Origin of the sequence: Companilactobacillus baiquanensis (assembly GCF_003946605.1) — a bacterium.
Classification (GTDB): Bacteria; Bacillota; Bacilli; order Lactobacillales; family Lactobacillaceae; genus Companilactobacillus; species Companilactobacillus baiquanensis.
In genome coordinates, this window is sequence record NZ_RHOQ01000003.1 from 195747 (window position 1) to 212762 (window position 17016).

The window sequence follows — 17016 nt, forward strand, 5'->3', positions numbered from 1 at the left end:
CGCTCTGTTTCCTACACCTTAATAATTTGTGTGCGTGAGCGCAACTTCAAAATAGGTCCATAAAACTTATCGATAGTTTCAGTTAATTCCATTCCGCTTAGCTTATCACCAAATTGGATGACTTCATAAAGTGTGTTAGATTTCTTTAGCATAAAATCGGCCTTTTTAAATTTATGATCGAGGTAGAATTGTCGATTTGAATCATTTGAAGAAGGTGTCAGCAGGCAAATATGTTTTTTATGAAAGGTTCTAGTTAACTGTTCTAAAGCCTTACCACCCAAGCCTTGATTTTGAAATTTTTTATCGATTGCTAAATAAAGTACTAGAGCGGTATCTTTGTTTCTAACGACATATGTAAAACCGACCCATTGTGATTCATTGTATATACTGAACAATCTGACAAAATTTTTTTTGGCTCTAGATTTAAAAAACCAAGTTGGTATTCTTTCGTTACTTGAAAAATTTTCTCTGTAAACTCTTTCAATTTGGCTTATATCAGCATTTGTTTTGTTCTCTTCTAAAATTAACATGATTTTTCTCCAATAAAAGTTTCTCTTGTTTATAGTATAACTAACAAGTTATGTTTTTCACGTTTTTGTTTTCTTAATATGAAAGCGGTAACATATAAATCGAAATTTAAAACTACTTGGAGGCAAGGGGAATGGCAAAGTATCAAGATCGTTTAGACTCAATTAATAAGAACTATGGAACATTGACTAAAGCATCTGGTGAAGTTGCTAAAGACTTTTTGGCTATGCATGCCGCTGCCCTAGAGGATGGTGCAATTTCACATAAGAACAAAGAATTGATGTGTTTATGTGTGGCAATTTCAATTCGTTGTGAAGGCTGTATTTTAGATCATTTGAATAACGCTATTGAAGCAGGCGCAACAAGAGAAGAGATTGTTGAAGCTGTCAATACGGCAATTCTTATGAGTGGTGGTCCAGCCTATGTTTATGGTGGAACAGCACTTGAGGCTATGGACGAACTTCTTAAGTAAGACTCCAAATAAATAAGCAAAGGGAACGAGGAAGCTCTTGAAACTTATTTAAAAGTAATTTTAAAACAAAAACGCATCTATTCATTTGCTATCGTCGGCAGATGAATGGATGCGTTTTTTTACTTGCGTTCTTCAACGAATATGTAGTCGATGGCTTTGGCACCAATAGTTAACATTGTTCCGTCATTTTTTTGAACGACTAATGAACCATCGAATTTTTCATGTTTGACTACTTTAATGACATCGTCTATCTCAAGACTTAAACTTCCAAAATATTGTAAAAAGTCATAGTTATCAGAGATACGAACTATTTGAGCATTCGTCCCATCTTTAACCATGCTTAAAAGTTCATCATCAGCATCGGTCTCTCCTTGGCCGTTTCCAGGGATAATTCCACCATGAGGACAACGTTGGGGATGACCTAAGAAATCATTTAGCTGGTTCATTAAGTCATCATCTGATGAGTGTTCTAGGGCATCGGCGTGATTATGGACATTATCAACGGGATACTTTAGACAATCATGTAAGAATACTTCCCATAGACGATGCGTTTTAACTAGTTTTTCTGATACCTTGTTACCTTTAGGCGTTAAGGTGATTTTATTGTAAGGAGAATGCGTCAAATAACCCTCACTTGCTAAGGAATTTAGCATTTCTGTAACTGAAGGGGCGGAGACATTCATGATCTCTGAAATACGTTTATTAGTAATTTTAGTAAAATCGTAATTCAATTCGTAAATAGTTTTAAGATAATTTTCTTTGTTAGGTGACAATTTTTTTACCTTTCGTGTGAACTAATTTCTATATTAGTTAATTAATTATAACGCAGATTGAAATTTTTTGAGGATCAATAATGTTAAAATATTTAGTATAGGAAGGGGGAGAATATATGAATGTACCGAAACGTAGAATAGATTGGTTTGGATTGATTTTTGGACTTTTGTCGCTATATGTTGGTTATTTAGTCGTTTGGTATCCACTAAATAGTCTATCAACAATTGCCTATATTTTGGGATTTGCAGCTATTTTAAGAGGTGTATATCAACTTTGGTTTGGTTCACAAATGGGACGATACCTTGGTTCCAACAATGGCTGGACAATTTTAGCAGCAATTGTGAACATCATAATTGGTATCGTGTTTATTGCTCATATCAATGTAGGGGTTAGGGTAACTATTTATATTTTTGCAATTTGGTTCTTATTAGATGCTTGTTTTCAGTTGCTTACCTCGAGGTTCTATCATTTCTTTGGTAAAAAATATTACTGGCTGATCGTAATAGTTGGTATCTTAAATTTGATTTTTGCCGTAGTGTTATTATTTAATCCAGTTCTAGCAGGGGGAGTAATTGTCTTTATGTTATCATTTTTCTTCTTTGCTACTGGGATCGCCGAAATTATTGAAGCATTTTAAAAAAAGTATTTTGTAAAAATACCTTATCTGATAGAATTAAAGATGAATATGCCGTCTTAGCTCAGATAGGTAGAGCATCACCATGGTAAGGTGGGGGTCGTCGGTTCAAATCCGATAGACGGCTCTATATTAGTTTACGATTAAAAAGATTCCTGTATTTAATTAATACGGGAATCTTTTTTTATTTTTGAATATTAATTTGATACTCTACCCTAAAGTTCCACCGATCAAATAAGTTATCAACATGGTCAGACTACCGGTAATAACATTTCTAATAATGAATTTTATAGGATTATTGTGACCTAATTTAGAGCTGATATAACCTGTACCCATCAAAGCTAAAATCATAGCAAACATTGTACCAACGATTTTGTAGGGATCAGGAATCAAAGTTATGGACATCAATGGTAATATGGCGCCACAAATAAATGAAAAAAAGGAACAAATGGCAGCGTGCCAAGGATTGAAATAGTGATGTAACTCAATATTGTACTTACTTCGTAAGGTTGTTTCCAAACCGTGAGATTTCATCAATTCGGCAGAACACTTTCTTGCTAATTCTGGAGAAAGACCATCATTAATATATTTTTTAGTTAAACGATCAGTTTCTTCATCATGATGCGCTTGTAAAGTAGCCTCTTGAAATTTGGTCATTGTTTTTTGTGTGTCTCGTTGGGTACTGACGGAAACATATTCGCCTCCAGCCATAGAAAAAGCACCGGCGAACATTCCAGATAAACCGGCGATCAAAAGTGCTAATTGACCTTGGTTGGCACCAGCGACACCTAAAACGATACCGGCAACAGAAATTATTCCATCATTTGCTCCTAAAACACCGGCTCGAATAACGTTTAATTTTTCTGATAAACGATAATTATTAGTTAATTTTTGCATTTTTACTGTGTTCAAGGATATTCCATTTTTCATATGTTAATCTCCCTAACAACTATTAATTATTTACATTATAAGTCGTTCACAAACGTTTTCAAATAGAACTGGAATATTTTTTATATAAAAAGGTTGACAAAATGGATATTCTTATCGTTTGTGAATGGCGTTTAAGAGCATAAATGCTGGTTTGACAGTTCTGATTTACAGCGTGATAATTTATTTGTTTATAAAATTATTAAAAGAATTTTTGTCGAGGGGGCAAAATTGATGACTAAAAAAGGAAGTAAATGGGCACTTTCGTGTGTGGCAACTAGTGCTGCCGTTCTTTCATTTATAGTGGTTTCTAATAATACATACGCTGATGAGGTAAGTTCAAACACGCAACCGGCAACGGATGTGACTACAAGTACAACTACTAATACCGATACTGATCAAACTAATAATCAACAAACAGATCATCAGTCTGCTCCAGTACAAACACAACAAACAAAAGCACCAACGAATGCTGTTTCAACGAATAGTAATCGAATGTATATTCAATCAATGGCACAAGCACCAACAACACAAGCACCCGCACAAACAACAACTCAAGCTACAAGTTCAAATACAACACAACCCGCAACATATGCAGCAAACTCGGATGTTCAAGATGGTGGCAATGTTGAAGATGATTTACCATCTAAGACAAATCTATTGGATTATGCCGCATACTTCCATATCTTTGCCAATGAAGCAACATTAAACGCCCATACTAACGGTAATATTGCGGTTGGTACTTTAAACGGAAATGTTAATTTTGGTACAAATATTAAAGAAGAACTTTTGGATAAAGATATTTCTTATATTCAAAATATAAATAAGATCGCTAGCAGTTCATTTGTTTCCGCAGGTAACAATCGGACTAACAAAGTGGTTTTTGGCGATAATGTCGATGTAAATGTTTCTAATCCCAATCGAACTAATGTTGATGGCACTGATATTGATAGTTTGACTAAATCTGAAACTTATGAAGATAAAAATGGCAATGTTTATATTGATTTTGCTAAAATCTTTTCAGAATTAGATGTTAAATCAGAAGCCTATTCTCTAATGGATCCAAATGTGGAAATTACTGCATCTGATTTTCCCGACCAAAATAATCGTGTCATTAATTTACAAGATTATCGTCCTAACGATCAAAATCAAATTGTTATAAATCTCTCAAAAGATGTCTTAAATTCAAATACACCTTTGACTATTGCCGGTTTATCTAAAGATCCAGATGGGACAACTGTTATCATCAACGTTGATACAGAAGGCGACCCAGACTACACGATCACTTCTCAAATTAAAGTTATCTATAACAACAATGAGGATCGTCCAGACCCTAGTGAAACTTCAGATGAGGAACGTCCTAATCAAGAAACAGAATACTTTGGCGATAATCATCTGCTTTGGAACTTTTACGATAGTACAGCAAGTAATAAAATTTATAATGGGACGATCAATGTTGACCGTCCATTCCAAGGCAGTATTTTAGCTCCAGCAGCAACAATCAATGCTAATCAAAACTTAGATGGAAATATTGTCGCTGATAAAGTAAACGTTAACGCCGAAACTCACCGTTGGGATCTGCAAGATAGTTCTGATAAAGAAACTGATTTTGAAGAACCAATGACTTTACCAGGAATAGATGTACAATTGCCAGATGAAAATGAAGATGGGGGAAATGAGGGAATTGATCCAGAAGAACCTTTAGTCCCTGATGAAAATGATGGAAACGAAGATGGTGAAACACCAACTGACCCAGAAAAACCAGATGAAAATGATGGTAATGAAGACGGTGAGACACCAACTGATCCTGAAAAACCAGACGAAAATGATGGTAATGAAGAGGATGAAACACCAACTGATTCAGAATATCCAGAAGAATCAGATGAAAATAACGGAGATTCAGAAGGATTACTTCCAGGTGGATCGATCACTAATGGATCATCAGAAAATAATCAAGACGGTCTAATTACTGGATCCACTAATGCAACAACTAACAAATCAACTGGCGCTTCTTTCCCACAAACAGGAATGAAAACAACAGGATTGATTAGTCTATTAGGCGTGGTTTTAGCGGCAATCGTTGGTGTATTTGGTTATAAGAAACGTAAAGATATTTAAATTTGTTGGCAAATCTTAAGCTCAAGCTAATAAATAATTGTCGTATGATATAATTACTTAGAAAATTTATTGATTGGAAGATATATTATGCGCGTAGGAGAATCTAAAAGTACCGATTTTACTAGGTATTTAATTTGGATCGTTTTTGCTGTTGGAACATTGGCATTAAAAAATATTGTTGCTACTGAAAAAGGTTTAAATAATACCTTGGCAGCTGTATTCTTTATTGTTGGGCTATTTTTGACCTTTTTAATGGTAAGAAGATATTTAAGAGAGAGACGCTCGTTTACAGATAATCCAGAAAAATTTATGGATTCTTTATCAGCTAATTTTGGATTTGTAGCACTGATGATCATTTTAGTATGTGCAATGAGAATTGCTGTCAGCTATTTGCAGGTCACTGGTAAACTTCCGCAATTTGTAAACGATGATGTTGCTAGTTCGGATCAAAAAGTATTCTTTTTTAACTTGGTAGCTAACGTTTTGATAATCGCTGTTCAACAACAGATGGTTCAAACAGGATTCTTTTTCAATTATTTCTTTAGAAGCAGCACGTCAGCAAACGCTATTCTGGGTATTATTGTCAGTGGATTGATTGCTGGTGCAATAACACTACCAGGATCAGTAATTCAGTTTTTCATGAATACAGCCCTTGGCTGGTGTATGGCATTGACATATTTATATACAAAAGACGAAAAAATGGCCTTATTGGTAGCAGTCATTAGTGCTGTTGTGGGAACTATTTTAATTTAAGACTTACTTTATAAAAAATTTACATTCATCTGTTAGTCTGTTTTCAAAAGCTAATGAGGTGATAAAATGATTCTTGAATTGATCAATTTCTCTTTTGATGCAGCAGTATTAACTGAGTACCTTATTGGTATAATCAAACAAAAAAAGCCGCCGTTATCTTTTTTAGATAGCGACGGCTTTTGAAGTCTAACTAACAGTTGTTTTAGTTTTGTTTAATAGTGGTGAGAGTTCTTTTTCGGCACAAATTGTTAAACTATGCATGGCACGGGTACAAATTGTGTAAAGTGTATCACGGCTTCTAGCATCGGGATAATTTTCACTGGAAATGTTATGTCCGATGACAGCATCAAACTCTAGGCCTTTGGCTAAGTAGATAGGTAAAACTAAAATACCTTTTGGAATTGAACGAAAATCGGCAGTAACTAAGGTTACTAAAGATTCATCGCTGAAGTGAGTATAAACTTGTTCAGCCTGGGCCTGATTTCTAGTTAAAATAGCCACAGTTCCATATCGTTGATTCAGTTCGCGGGCTATTTGTTTTAATCCTTTGTAATAGTCACCTTCATCATTGAAAACTTTAATAACTGGGTCTTCACCCTTTCTTGAAAATGATTTAACTTCATCACCATTAGGAAGAAGAGATTTTGCAAAATTAGTGATTTCAGCAGTTGAACGATAGCTTTGATTTAACGTTATCGTAGTTACTTTTTTATTTTCAAATAATTCATGAATACCAGTGATCAGATCTTTATTACGATATGAACTAGTTAAGATATCTTGAGCCTTATCACCAAGTAAAGTTAATTTGGCATTTGGAAATGACTTAGAAATATATTGTAGTTGAGCCATAGTATAATCTTGAATTTCATCAATAAAGATATGCTGAATATTTCGATTGATTCCACTTTCAGTGATGAAATTACGTAGATAAAGGATCGCCACGGCGTCACTAAGTCCTAAATTATGAGTTTCCACATTTTGATCGATCGATTCGATCATAGTTTTCCAAATACTATCTGAAACTAAGTTTTGCTTTAGATTATTCAAAATAAATAGATATTCTTTATACGGATCAAAGAAATAGTTATTTATTAAGGCATTGTAAATTGGAGCATATCGATCTCGAAGAAATTTTTCGGCAATAATTGAGCGCTGATTAGTAGATTCTTCAATATTGTTATCTGTAATTATTTGTTGGAAGTCCTCATCAGAAAGGTTATCTATCTCTGCTTGAACCCAATCTTCATCTCTATCATCATGAATGCGTTTCTTCAGGCGATTGATCAAGGTATTCTTAGTTTTTAGAAAACGATCAGGGATGCTGTATGCTTTATTTTTAGAATCATAAATTTCTGAAATTTCTTTTTTAGTAAAGAAAGGCTTACCTTCAAAAATAATATCTTCAAAGAATAAAGTATGATCTTTATTAGATTGTTCTATTTCTTCTAACTTGTTTAAAAAGTCGGAACTTTCTTTGAATAAACGAATTTTTATAGTCGTTTCGGGAAGATTGCGTTCATCTTTTTCATAGCGTTCAAACATTGTTTCAACTTGAATACCGGTCAGTCGCAATGAAATAAATTCATTTAATGTGACTTGGCGCATGTTTCGTTCACCTAGACTAGGCAAGACTTCTGAAATATAGTTGCTGAATAGTCTATTAGGTGAGAACAAGATGATTTTATCAGCATCAAGTGTCGAACGGCTGTGATAAAGCAAATAGGCAACTCGTTGAAGAATGGCAGATGTTTTACCACTACCGGCGACACCTTGAACAAGTAAAACATCTGATTTGGTATCTCTAATAATAGTATTTTGTTCATGTTGAATAGTTGCCACAATATTTTTAAGGTATTCGTCGTTATATTCGCTTAAAACTGATTGTAAAATTTCATCACCAACTGTTTCGTTGGTATCAAACATATTTTTTATTTCATTTTTAACAATTTGAAATTGACGTTTTTTCTTGAGATCAACTTTTGCCGTACCATTTGGTGTTGGGTAGCTGACATTCCCAAGAGTACCGTTGTAATAGATCCCAGAAACTGGTGCCCGCCAGTCATAAATTAGAAATTCACCATCGTCATCTTGTAGTGTAGATGTTCCGATATATAAAGTATCCTCTTCACCATCTTCTACAATATCAATACGTCCAAAGTATGGAGATCCTTGTAAATTTTCAAGTTTTAGTTTATTTGATTCCAGGATGTTTTCATTTTCGACCGCCAAAGAAACCAATTGTTTCTGTTGCTGAACTGAAGCGTTTGTTTCCATTTGGTCATCGACCTCAAAAGTATTGACCTTGGTATTTTCCCCATAATTACGTTCGATCTTGCCAGTTTCAGTATGAGCTTTAGCTAAATTTTCAGTAGCTCGTTCAATTTTTTCATCGACTTTATCTGCAATTTGATAAACTCGTTTTTGTTCTTCTTCTCTTGTTTCATTAACCGTCATTAAAGTACCTCTCATTGACAATTTGTTGGTTTTTCACTATGCTATAAGCAATTAGAGTATACTAAAGCATAAGCATTTTTAAGTACTATTTCAAGTAAGTTGAATCAGAGAATGACTCCTTGGCTGAAAGAGTTATCAACCTTGAATTAGGAAATGGAATGGGTGGTCACCTTACAGCCGCAGAGTGGTAGAGATATTCTACAAAACAGGTGGCACCACGTGAGAGCGTCCTATTGATAATTTCAATAGAACGCTTTTTTTATGCTAAATTTAGGAGGAAATTATGAAAACAAATACAATTCTAACTGGAGACCGTCCTACAGGTAAACTTCACATTGGACACTATTTAGGATCACTTAAAAACAGAGTTAAGTTACAAAATGAAGGTAAGTACAAGATGTTTATCATGATTGCTGATATGCAGGCTTTTACTGACAACGCTAGAAATCCTGAAAAAGTTCGTAACAGTTTGATCCAAGTTGCCTTGGATTATTTATCAGTTGGAATCGACCCTGCTAAAACTAATATTTTAGTTCAATCACAAATTTCGGCTTTGAATGAATTGACAATGTATTATTTGGATCTTGTTTCTGTATCACGTTTGGAAAGAAATCCAACCGTTAAATCAGAAATTCAACAAAAGAAGTTTGGCCAAAGTATCCCGGCTGGCTTTTTAACATATCCTGTTAGTCAAACTGCAGATATTACAGCATTTAAGGCCGATACAGTTCCAGTTGGTGATGATCAAGAACCAATGCTTGAGCAAGCAAGAGAAATTGTCCGTACTTTTAATAGCACCTACAATAAAGATGTTTTAGTTGAACCAGAAGGAGTATTCCCACCAAAAGGCCAAGGTAGATTACCTGGTATTGATGGCAATGCCAAAATGAGTAAATCATTAGGAAATTGCATTTATTTGTCCGATCCTGCTGATGAGGTTACAAAGAAGGTCATGTCCATGTATACTGATCCTGATCACATTCATGTTGAAGACCCAGGTAAAATTGAAGGCAATACTGTCTTTACATATTTAGATGCTTTTGCAACCGATACTGACAAAGTAGCAGAACTAAAGGAACAATACCAAGCTGGTGGCTTGGGCGATGTTAAAGTAAAACGTTATCTAAATGAAGTCCTACAAGAATTGCTAGAGCCAATTCGTCAACGTCGTGCTGAATATGAAAAGGATTTACCAGGAGTTTATGATATTCTTAAAAAGGGTAGTGAAAAGGCTAACGAAGTCGCAAATCAAACCCTTTCTGAAGTACGAAGTGCAATTGGTGTCGATTATTTTAAATAAAGATATATCTATAAAAAAACATCCTTATTACGCAACAGAATAAGGATGTTTTTTAAAAGAAATCTATTTGTTTATGAGGAGAAAAAATGAAACCCACAATTAATGACGTTGCTTTTGAAGCAGGAGTATCAAAAAGTACAGTTTCACAGTTTTTGAATAAACGCTATCAATATATGAGCACTACTACACGTCAAAAAATAGCCGAGGCGATTGATCGATTAGAATACCACCCTAATCAAATCGCCAAAAGTTTGAAGCAAAAAAACACCAATGTTGTTGCCTTTATTTGTGCCAATTTATCATCTAGATTTTCACTAGAATTACTGGCTTCAATTGAAAATTATTTTCAAAAAATAGGTTATTCAGTTATTATCGCTAAAACAGATGATGATCCAAATAAAGAAAGAGAGTTAATAGAATCATTTTTAGCACGTCAGATAGATGGAATTATCGTTTTCCCAACTTATGAAAACAAGGAATTTTACATTAGTCTTAGAAAACAAAGAGTTCCTATCATGTTTGTTGACCGTCTGCTAAAGGGGGTCGAGATTCCTAGTGTATTGCTTGATAATAAAGCTGCAGGTTATGAAGCAACTAAATTATTCGTTGAAAATGGTCATGAAAAAATTGCCATTTTAACATTACCATTAGGTGATGGAATTACCACTCGTGTTGAACGAATGGAAGGTTACAATCAAGCTTTAGAAGAAAACAAAATCAAATATGAACCAGAATATGTCATTAATTGTCAAGTAGAAGAAGTTAGTAATAAGTTAACTGAATTAATGAACCTTGACAATCCGCCAACAGCGATAGTAATTACTAATGACATGTTGCTCGAAACGGTTTTAATGTGGGTCAAGAAGAATAATATATCTGTTCCCGATAAGCTATCTTTAGTAGGGATCGATAACGTAAGTTTTGCCAGTTTGTTTACACCCGAGATCACGACTTTAGCACAACCAGTTAGTAAAATTGGCGAGAAGGCTTCAGAGTTATTACTGGAAATCATTAAAGACAAATATAATTCTAAAGACAGCTCTAACGTCACACGATACGAACCAGAAATACATCAACGATCCTCGATTAAGGATTTAATTTAAAAAATAAAAAAGAAAACGCTTGCAAAGATCTTCACAAGCGTTATACTAAATTCAGATAAACCGGTTTAGTCAATTTGGGTTAACAACTTAAATGAGTTAAATTAGTGAGGCTGAATTTTTTTTGGCGGTTTACTAAACCGGTTTATGTAAACGGATTTCTTTGCGCAAAGAAGCCTAAATTAAGTCTTAATGGGGGTATTCTGATGGGTATTTTTATTGAAATCATTAAAAAACCGGCTATCATCATTGCTTTAGTAACATTGATCGGTTTGATTGCAATGAAGAACAAGCCTTCAAAAGTTATTACTGGAACCATTATCTCTTTTGTTGGTTTTTCAATGATCAAGATGGGTAGTAGTATTTTGGCTGATGTTTTGACGGCCTTTAGTAAATTGTTCAATAGTGCATTCAACCTGCAAGGTGTCGTTCCTAGTAATGAGGCCATGATGGCAATGACTATGAAGAGCTTGGGAAGTATTGCCTCTTTGATTTTAGTCGTTGGTTTAGTAACAAATATTTTAGTGGCAAGATTTACTAGATTCAAGGCTGTATACTTATCATTACATTTGGCACTTTTTAGTTCCTTTGCAATTGCTGCTGTCTTCCAGATGACCGGCTTGAGCAATGTGTTGGCAATTGTATTTGGCGGTATCGGCTTGGGATTTTACATGGCCATTTCTCCAAGTTTATTGGGACATTATGCTAAAGATGTTATTAATTCAGAAGATTATACGATTGGACATTCAGGAAGTTTGGCATATATTTTAGGTTCTTTTGTTGCTAAAAGATTTGGTAATAAAGAACACGATGCTGAAAAAGTTAAGATGAACGATAAGATCATGTTTCTTAAAGATTCAATTGTGGCTACGACATTAACAATGTTTATTTTGTTTATTGTTACATGTATTTTTGCGCAACAATCTGTTTTAGCTAAAGTTACCTTAGGTGAAGGATCATTCATTTTCTCACTTGAGAATGCTGCGACTTTTGCCGCTGGTCTTTATATTGTTAAGGCTGGTATTAAGATGTTTATCGACGAAATTGTACCTGCATTTAAAGGATTTGCTAAAATCTTTGCTCCAGGTGCTATTCCAGGTGTTGACGTTTTAGTATTATTTGATAAATCACCTAATACCGCTTTGATCGGATTCTTAGTTTCATTTTTAGTTGGTGTAGTTATGATCGTTATCTTGCCACTATTTGGAATGCCAGTCATCGTACCAGGATTGATGGCTTGCTTCATTACTGGTGGAGCTTCAGCAATTTTAGGTAATGCTGAAGGTGGGATCCGTGGTGCTGTCATTTCTAGCGCCATTGATGGATTATTATTAGCAATTATGCCAGCAGTTTCATTAGCATTATTCAGTACACTCGGTGTTCACGGAACGACTTTTGCAGATCCAGATATGATTGGTCTAGCAGGATTATTCTGGTTGATATTCCGTTGGTTTTAATTGATCAATATTTATAAAATAGAAGGGAAGTATATATTATGTTTTTTTATGATAAAGATATCGAATTAGGTAGAGTAGACGACAACACTTTGAGAAAGGTACTTTCATATGGCGATGGTTTAATGAATACCTTAGTAGTATTTGAAAAAGGATTAGCCCCAGACTCTGTTATCCCATACCATAAACATGTCCACGTTCAAACGACTTATGTATTGAAAGGTTCATTCAAATTTTCTATTAAATATCCTGATCACACAGATACTAATGAAGTCCATGTTGGAGATACAATTTATTTCCCAAGTAATTTAGAACATGGTTGTATTCCTTTGGAAGATGATTCCAGATTGATTGATTCATTTAATCCGATCCGTGAAGACTTTTTATAAAATTAGTTAAAAAATTAAAAACGTTTTCTTAAAATATGCTGTATTTAACTCTTGATTTTATCAAGAGTTGGGTATAGCATATTTTTTGTTGCTATTTTACAACTTTATTTTTATTTTAGTGAGGTTAAAAATGGATGATTATAATTTAATTGGTTTTGCGGTTAGATTTATTATGCAAAAAAAGCGGATCATTCGAGCGTATCTAAAAGATACAGATTTGAATATGGTCGACAGTATAGTAATGATGATCGTTAACCGACATCCTGATTGCAATCAAGAAACAATTGGAGAGATCACTTTATTTGATGGCGCGATCATTGCTCGATCTTTAAAAAAATTAGAGCAGATGGATTTCGTGGTTCGAGAGGTTGATCCCGCTAATCGTCGTAAGAAAATTGTTCAAATTACTACATCGGGTGCTGAATTTGTCAAAAGACTTCGAGCTGATTTTAAAGACGCTAATGAGGAACTTTATTCAAATTTAACTGATGAAGAGTTAAATCAGTTAGAACATATTTTGACTAAGGTATATGCCAATATTGATGGTATTCAACTTTCCAAATAGGTAATAAAAAACAATATTAATGAAAGAGGGAAATGCTTTATGAATTCAAGTAAAGAACACTTGGATATAAATGGAAAACCATTTAATCGTAACTTAATGGTTCTGGTTCTTTTGGTCGGTACATTCTGTACTGTTTTAAACGGTACAATTTTAACAACAGCTTTTCCAACTTTGATGAAGGAATTTGATGTTACAACATCAGCCGTTCAATGGCTAACTACTGGATTTTTAATGGTTAACGGTATTATGATTCCTGTCACTGCTTGGTTAAGTAATAATTTTAGTACAAAGATACTTTATATTATTGCTATGTCTACATTTTTGATTGGAACAATTATGTGTTTCACAGCTCCTAACTTTGGTACGATCCTAGCTGGTCGTCTGATTCAAGCTGTTGGTGTTGGTATCACAATGCCTTTAATGCAAGTTGTCATGTTATCAATTTTTCCTGCCAATCAGCGTGGTACAGCCATGGGACTTGGTGGCTTAGTTATCGGACTTGCTCCAGCTATTGGACCTACTTTGTCAGGTTGGATCATTGATAACTTCTCATGGAGAGATCTTTTTGGAATGATTATTCCTATTGTTGTAATCGTTCTTATCTTAGCTTTTATTTTTATGCGTCCTGTAATTAATACAAAACGTACAAAATTAGATATATTATCACTTATTTTATCAACATTAGGATTTGGATCAGTTCTTTATGGATTCAGTTCTGTTGGTGATGATGGCTGGGGTTCACCAATTGTTTTAACTACTATCATTGGTGGAGTTATCATTATTTTATTATTCGGTTATCGCCAATTGAAGATGAAGACACCTTTCTTGGAATTACGTGTCTTTACAGTTAAAAAGTTCTCAGTCGCAGCTGCTTTGTCATCTGTAACTAACATGGCAATGGTCGGTGTTGAAATGATCTTGCCGCTATATCTACAAATCGTTAAAGGTATGAGTGCCTTTCATTCAGGATTAACTCTTTTACCAGGTGCTATTTTGATTGGTATTATGAGTCCAATAACTGGGCGTGCATTTGATAGATTTGGACCAAAAGATTTGGCACGTATGGGTATGTTCTTGTTAACCGCCGGAACGATTCCATTCTTATTCTTGACAAAATCTACACCAGTTCTAGATATTGTTGTATTGTATATGGTTCGTATGTTTGGTATTTCTATGGTCTTAATGCCTGTTACAACTGATGGTATGAACTCGTTACCATTTAATTTAATGAGTCATGGTACGGCTGTTAATAATACTGTTCGTCAGGTATTTAGTTCAATGGGTACTGCCATTTTAGTAAGTGTTCTAACAAATGTTACAAATAATACTAAACCAAGTCATGCATTATTGGTAAAGGCACCGCTACAATATAAAGATGATTTCTTTAATGCCACTTTAGGTGGATATCATGCTGCCTTTATGGTCGCAATTTTATTCTGTTTGATCGCCTTTGGTATTACTTTTATGGTTAACAATAGTTCTAAGTCAAAAGAAATTAATGAAAATGATTTAAAAGGGGTAGGTGATAAGTAATGGTTATTATTTCAATAATTATTTGTGCAGCATTAGCTTATTATTTTGCCGTTTTTATTCAAAATAAAAAAGTTGGATATTCACTATCATTTACTTTTATCGCTTTATTTTTAATTAGTATTGTTTTATTGGTAGCAAATGAAAATAATCATTTGGGAATGGAAAAAGTTACTAGATCCCAAACTGAACAAATTCAAACGGTCAATAAAGGATCAAATTTATTACTTTATAAAAAATTAGGTACAAAAAATAAAGAAAACGTCTATGTTTACCGTACTCCTGAAACTGCTGATAATAAGAAACCTCAAACGACAAAAGTTAATTTGCATGTCAAAAACAAGGTAAAAGTTGGTAATTACGATTCATCTACTTTAACTCAAAAGACAACTCGTTGGGAGTATAAGAACGATTTCTATTCTTTCTTGTTTGGAATTTCGGATAATAATAAGGAATTTATCAAACAAACAAATACTTTCAAAGTTGGTAAAGATTGGCTAGTGCTAACAACAGATCAAGCCAAAGAATTAGCTAAAAAGTCTAAGAGCAAGTCATTTAAAGCTCAAATGAAAACTGAAGGAGCAACTTTTGTTAAAGCCGCAGTCATGAAGGCTATGCAAGAAAACCCAACGATGGATTCTGCACAGCAAAAGAAAGTTCAAGAGCAGGCAACAAAAGCATTTAAAGCTCAAGCAATGGAAAAATTAGTCGAAGAAATAACAGAGAGTGACAAGTAATTTTTCTGAAGTATATATAATAGAAGAAACACAAAAAACAGCTATCCGCCGAGATTACGGATGGCTGTTTTTTATTGATCTAATAAGGAGTTGTTTTGCGCGCCCAGAATAAGTGTTATGTAGGAGAGTTGATCTAGGCGCGCGCCGTTATTTAACTTCTAGTGAAACTAAGCCTAAACCATTATCAAAACTAGCTTGCCAAGTTCCTTTTGTAAGTGATGGTGGTAAAACGAAAGTTCCTGATGATACGCGTTGATCTTTTTTGAGAGTTTTCCCTTGATCAGCCAATTTATCGACTAACCATTTGAGTGATTTTAAGGGATTGCCTAGGACTTCTGATGATTTACCAGATTTTAGTTCTTTGCCGTCATGGGATAAAGTACAGTTAACATTTTCTAAAGCATCAACTGTCTTAAAAAGGCTCGTATCAAATTCATCGCCATAGACTACAACGCCTCCAACTGCTGCATCTGACATAACCATATATTTAGAAAGACTAGGGAACCAATCTTTGAATCGAGAATCGGGAACTTCTAGTGCAGGAGCTACGGTAGTCTTGTTCATTAAATCTTCCAAACTGTCATTAGGGCTGAGATCTTCTTTGGCATGAAAAGCCAGTTCTACTTCAACTAGAGGTTCCATTAAGTCGCTTAGATTAACGCTAGTTGGTGCTTTTAAAAAGTGATCGGCCAATTGTGCGCCGTAAAGTGGTTCGTTAGAATCAAACATATCTTGTGTTTGTTTACTAGTTAGCGATACTTTGTATCCACCAACAGGGGCGTCTTTTAATTTCATCAACTGATCTTGGACACGATAAGCTGAATCATCATCTGGGGCACTATCTGTCCAATCTTTTTCTGTTAATGGTTTTTGTGATTTCCAAGCATCAAATAATGCTTTAGCAAATTCTTCTTCTGTTTTTGAAAGTGTTTCTTTAACTGCTGATTTTTCTGACATAAGTGGAGCCTCCATAAAATATATTTAAATTTCTAATCTGGGACTTAATCTGACCTTTACTAATATTTGATTCCATAGAGACTCACCTCACTTATATTTTATTGAATAAAAAAATCCCTTGATGAAAAATCATCAAAGGACGTTAAAAACGTGTTACCACCTTTATTTGTAACATTATTGCTAATGAAACCTTAAGCAAACTGTGAACAATTTGCTGGCACGATAATGAGTGCAACCAGTGCTGTCTAATTTATAACAATATTTCGAAGCACAACTGGCAGGTGATATTGAAAATACAATTACTATTGCCTCGCATCGACCGGC

The 17016-nt window shown here is 34.3% G+C and carries 16 protein-coding genes and 1 tRNA gene; 12 read left to right on the forward strand and 5 right to left on the reverse strand.

What is annotated here, in order from left to right; all coding sequences use genetic code 11:
* Window positions 1-11: 11 nt before the first annotated feature.
* Window positions 12-530: a GNAT family N-acetyltransferase gene (locus EKM77_RS06505; protein ID WP_125593255.1), complete on the reverse strand. Its 519-nt coding sequence runs from the start codon at window positions 528-530 to the stop codon at window positions 12-14.
* Window positions 531-661: 131 nt separating this feature from the next.
* Here EKM77_RS06505 and EKM77_RS06510 point away from each other — a divergent pair, with 131 nt between their 5' ends.
* Window positions 662-1000 carry a carboxymuconolactone decarboxylase family protein gene (locus EKM77_RS06510; protein ID WP_125593256.1) on the forward strand — a complete coding sequence of 113 codons (339 nt, stop codon included), beginning with the start codon at window positions 662-664 and terminating at the stop codon, window positions 998-1000.
* A gap of 119 nt (window positions 1001-1119) precedes the next feature.
* Here the strand turns inward: EKM77_RS06510 and EKM77_RS06515 are convergent, their stop codons facing one another.
* On the reverse strand, window positions 1120-1773 hold the full coding sequence (locus tag EKM77_RS06515; protein ID WP_125593257.1) for a metal-dependent transcriptional regulator: 654 nt from the start codon (window positions 1771-1773) through the stop codon (window positions 1120-1122).
* Window positions 1774-1889: 116 nt separating this feature from the next.
* Here EKM77_RS06515 and EKM77_RS06520 point away from each other — a divergent pair, with 116 nt between their 5' ends.
* The gene (locus tag EKM77_RS06520) at window positions 1890-2411 is read left to right on the forward strand and encodes an HdeD family acid-resistance protein (RefSeq protein WP_125593258.1); all 522 of its coding nucleotides are present in this window, start codon (window positions 1890-1892) and stop codon (window positions 2409-2411) included.
* Window positions 2412-2461: 50 nt separating this feature from the next.
* Window positions 2462-2535, forward strand: a tRNA-Thr gene (locus EKM77_RS06525).
* Between the two features lie 83 nt (window positions 2536-2618).
* On the opposite strand, the gene EKM77_RS06530 is transcribed toward EKM77_RS06525, so the two are convergent.
* Complete coding sequence (locus tag EKM77_RS06530; protein WP_125593259.1) at window positions 2619-3338, reverse strand: VIT1/CCC1 transporter family protein; 720 nt, start codon at window positions 3336-3338, stop codon at window positions 2619-2621.
* A 231-nt stretch (window positions 3339-3569) separates the two neighbouring features.
* Between EKM77_RS06530 and EKM77_RS06535 the strand changes: the two genes are divergently transcribed.
* On the forward strand, window positions 3570-5453 hold the full coding sequence (locus tag EKM77_RS06535) for a collagen-binding domain-containing protein (protein ID WP_125593260.1): 1884 nt from the start codon (window positions 3570-3572) through the stop codon (window positions 5451-5453).
* Between the two features lie 87 nt (window positions 5454-5540).
* Window positions 5541-6206 (forward strand): CPBP family glutamic-type intramembrane protease, encoded by a 666-nt coding sequence (locus EKM77_RS06540; protein WP_125593261.1) that lies wholly within the window; start codon window positions 5541-5543, stop codon window positions 6204-6206.
* A 186-nt stretch (window positions 6207-6392) separates the two neighbouring features.
* Here the strand turns inward: EKM77_RS06540 and helD are convergent, their stop codons facing one another.
* A complete protein-coding gene (gene helD, locus EKM77_RS06545) occupies window positions 6393-8660 on the reverse strand; it encodes an RNA polymerase recycling motor HelD (protein ID WP_125593262.1) in 2268 nt (755 codons plus the stop codon).
* A gap of 283 nt (window positions 8661-8943) precedes the next feature.
* Here helD and trpS point away from each other — a divergent pair, with 283 nt between their 5' ends.
* From trpS to EKM77_RS06580, 7 genes are all read left to right on the forward strand, one after another.
* Window positions 8944-9960, forward strand: a complete 1017-nt coding sequence (gene trpS / locus EKM77_RS06550) for a tryptophan--tRNA ligase (protein WP_125593263.1) — start codon at window positions 8944-8946, stop codon at window positions 9958-9960.
* Window positions 9961-10046: 86 nt separating this feature from the next.
* Window positions 10047-11063: a LacI family DNA-binding transcriptional regulator gene (locus tag EKM77_RS06555; protein WP_125593264.1), complete on the forward strand. Its 1017-nt coding sequence runs from the start codon at window positions 10047-10049 to the stop codon at window positions 11061-11063.
* A 203-nt stretch (window positions 11064-11266) separates the two neighbouring features.
* Entirely contained in the window at window positions 11267-12517 is a 1251-nt protein-coding gene (locus EKM77_RS06560) for a PTS ascorbate transporter subunit IIC (RefSeq protein ID WP_125593265.1), read from the forward strand.
* Between the two features lie 38 nt (window positions 12518-12555).
* Window positions 12556-12903, forward strand: coding sequence for a cupin domain-containing protein (locus EKM77_RS06565; protein ID WP_125593266.1), 348 nt, complete (start codon window positions 12556-12558; stop codon window positions 12901-12903).
* A 130-nt stretch (window positions 12904-13033) separates the two neighbouring features.
* Window positions 13034-13468 (forward strand): MarR family winged helix-turn-helix transcriptional regulator, encoded by a 435-nt coding sequence (locus tag EKM77_RS06570; protein ID WP_125593267.1) that lies wholly within the window; start codon window positions 13034-13036, stop codon window positions 13466-13468.
* A gap of 39 nt (window positions 13469-13507) precedes the next feature.
* The gene (locus tag EKM77_RS06575) at window positions 13508-15001 is read left to right on the forward strand and encodes an MDR family MFS transporter (protein ID WP_125593268.1); all 1494 of its coding nucleotides are present in this window, start codon (window positions 13508-13510) and stop codon (window positions 14999-15001) included.
* Window positions 15001-15735, forward strand: a complete 735-nt coding sequence (locus EKM77_RS06580; protein ID WP_125593269.1) for a DUF4811 domain-containing protein — start codon at window positions 15001-15003, stop codon at window positions 15733-15735. Before EKM77_RS06575 ends, EKM77_RS06580 begins: the two co-directional genes overlap by 1 nt.
* A gap of 147 nt (window positions 15736-15882) precedes the next feature.
* Here EKM77_RS06580 and EKM77_RS06585 read toward each other — a convergent pair whose 3' ends face one another.
* The gene (locus EKM77_RS06585; RefSeq protein ID WP_125593270.1) at window positions 15883-16692 is read right to left on the reverse strand and encodes a 2-keto-4-pentenoate hydratase; all 810 of its coding nucleotides are present in this window, start codon (window positions 16690-16692) and stop codon (window positions 15883-15885) included.
* Window positions 16693-17016: the final 324 nt, after the last annotated feature.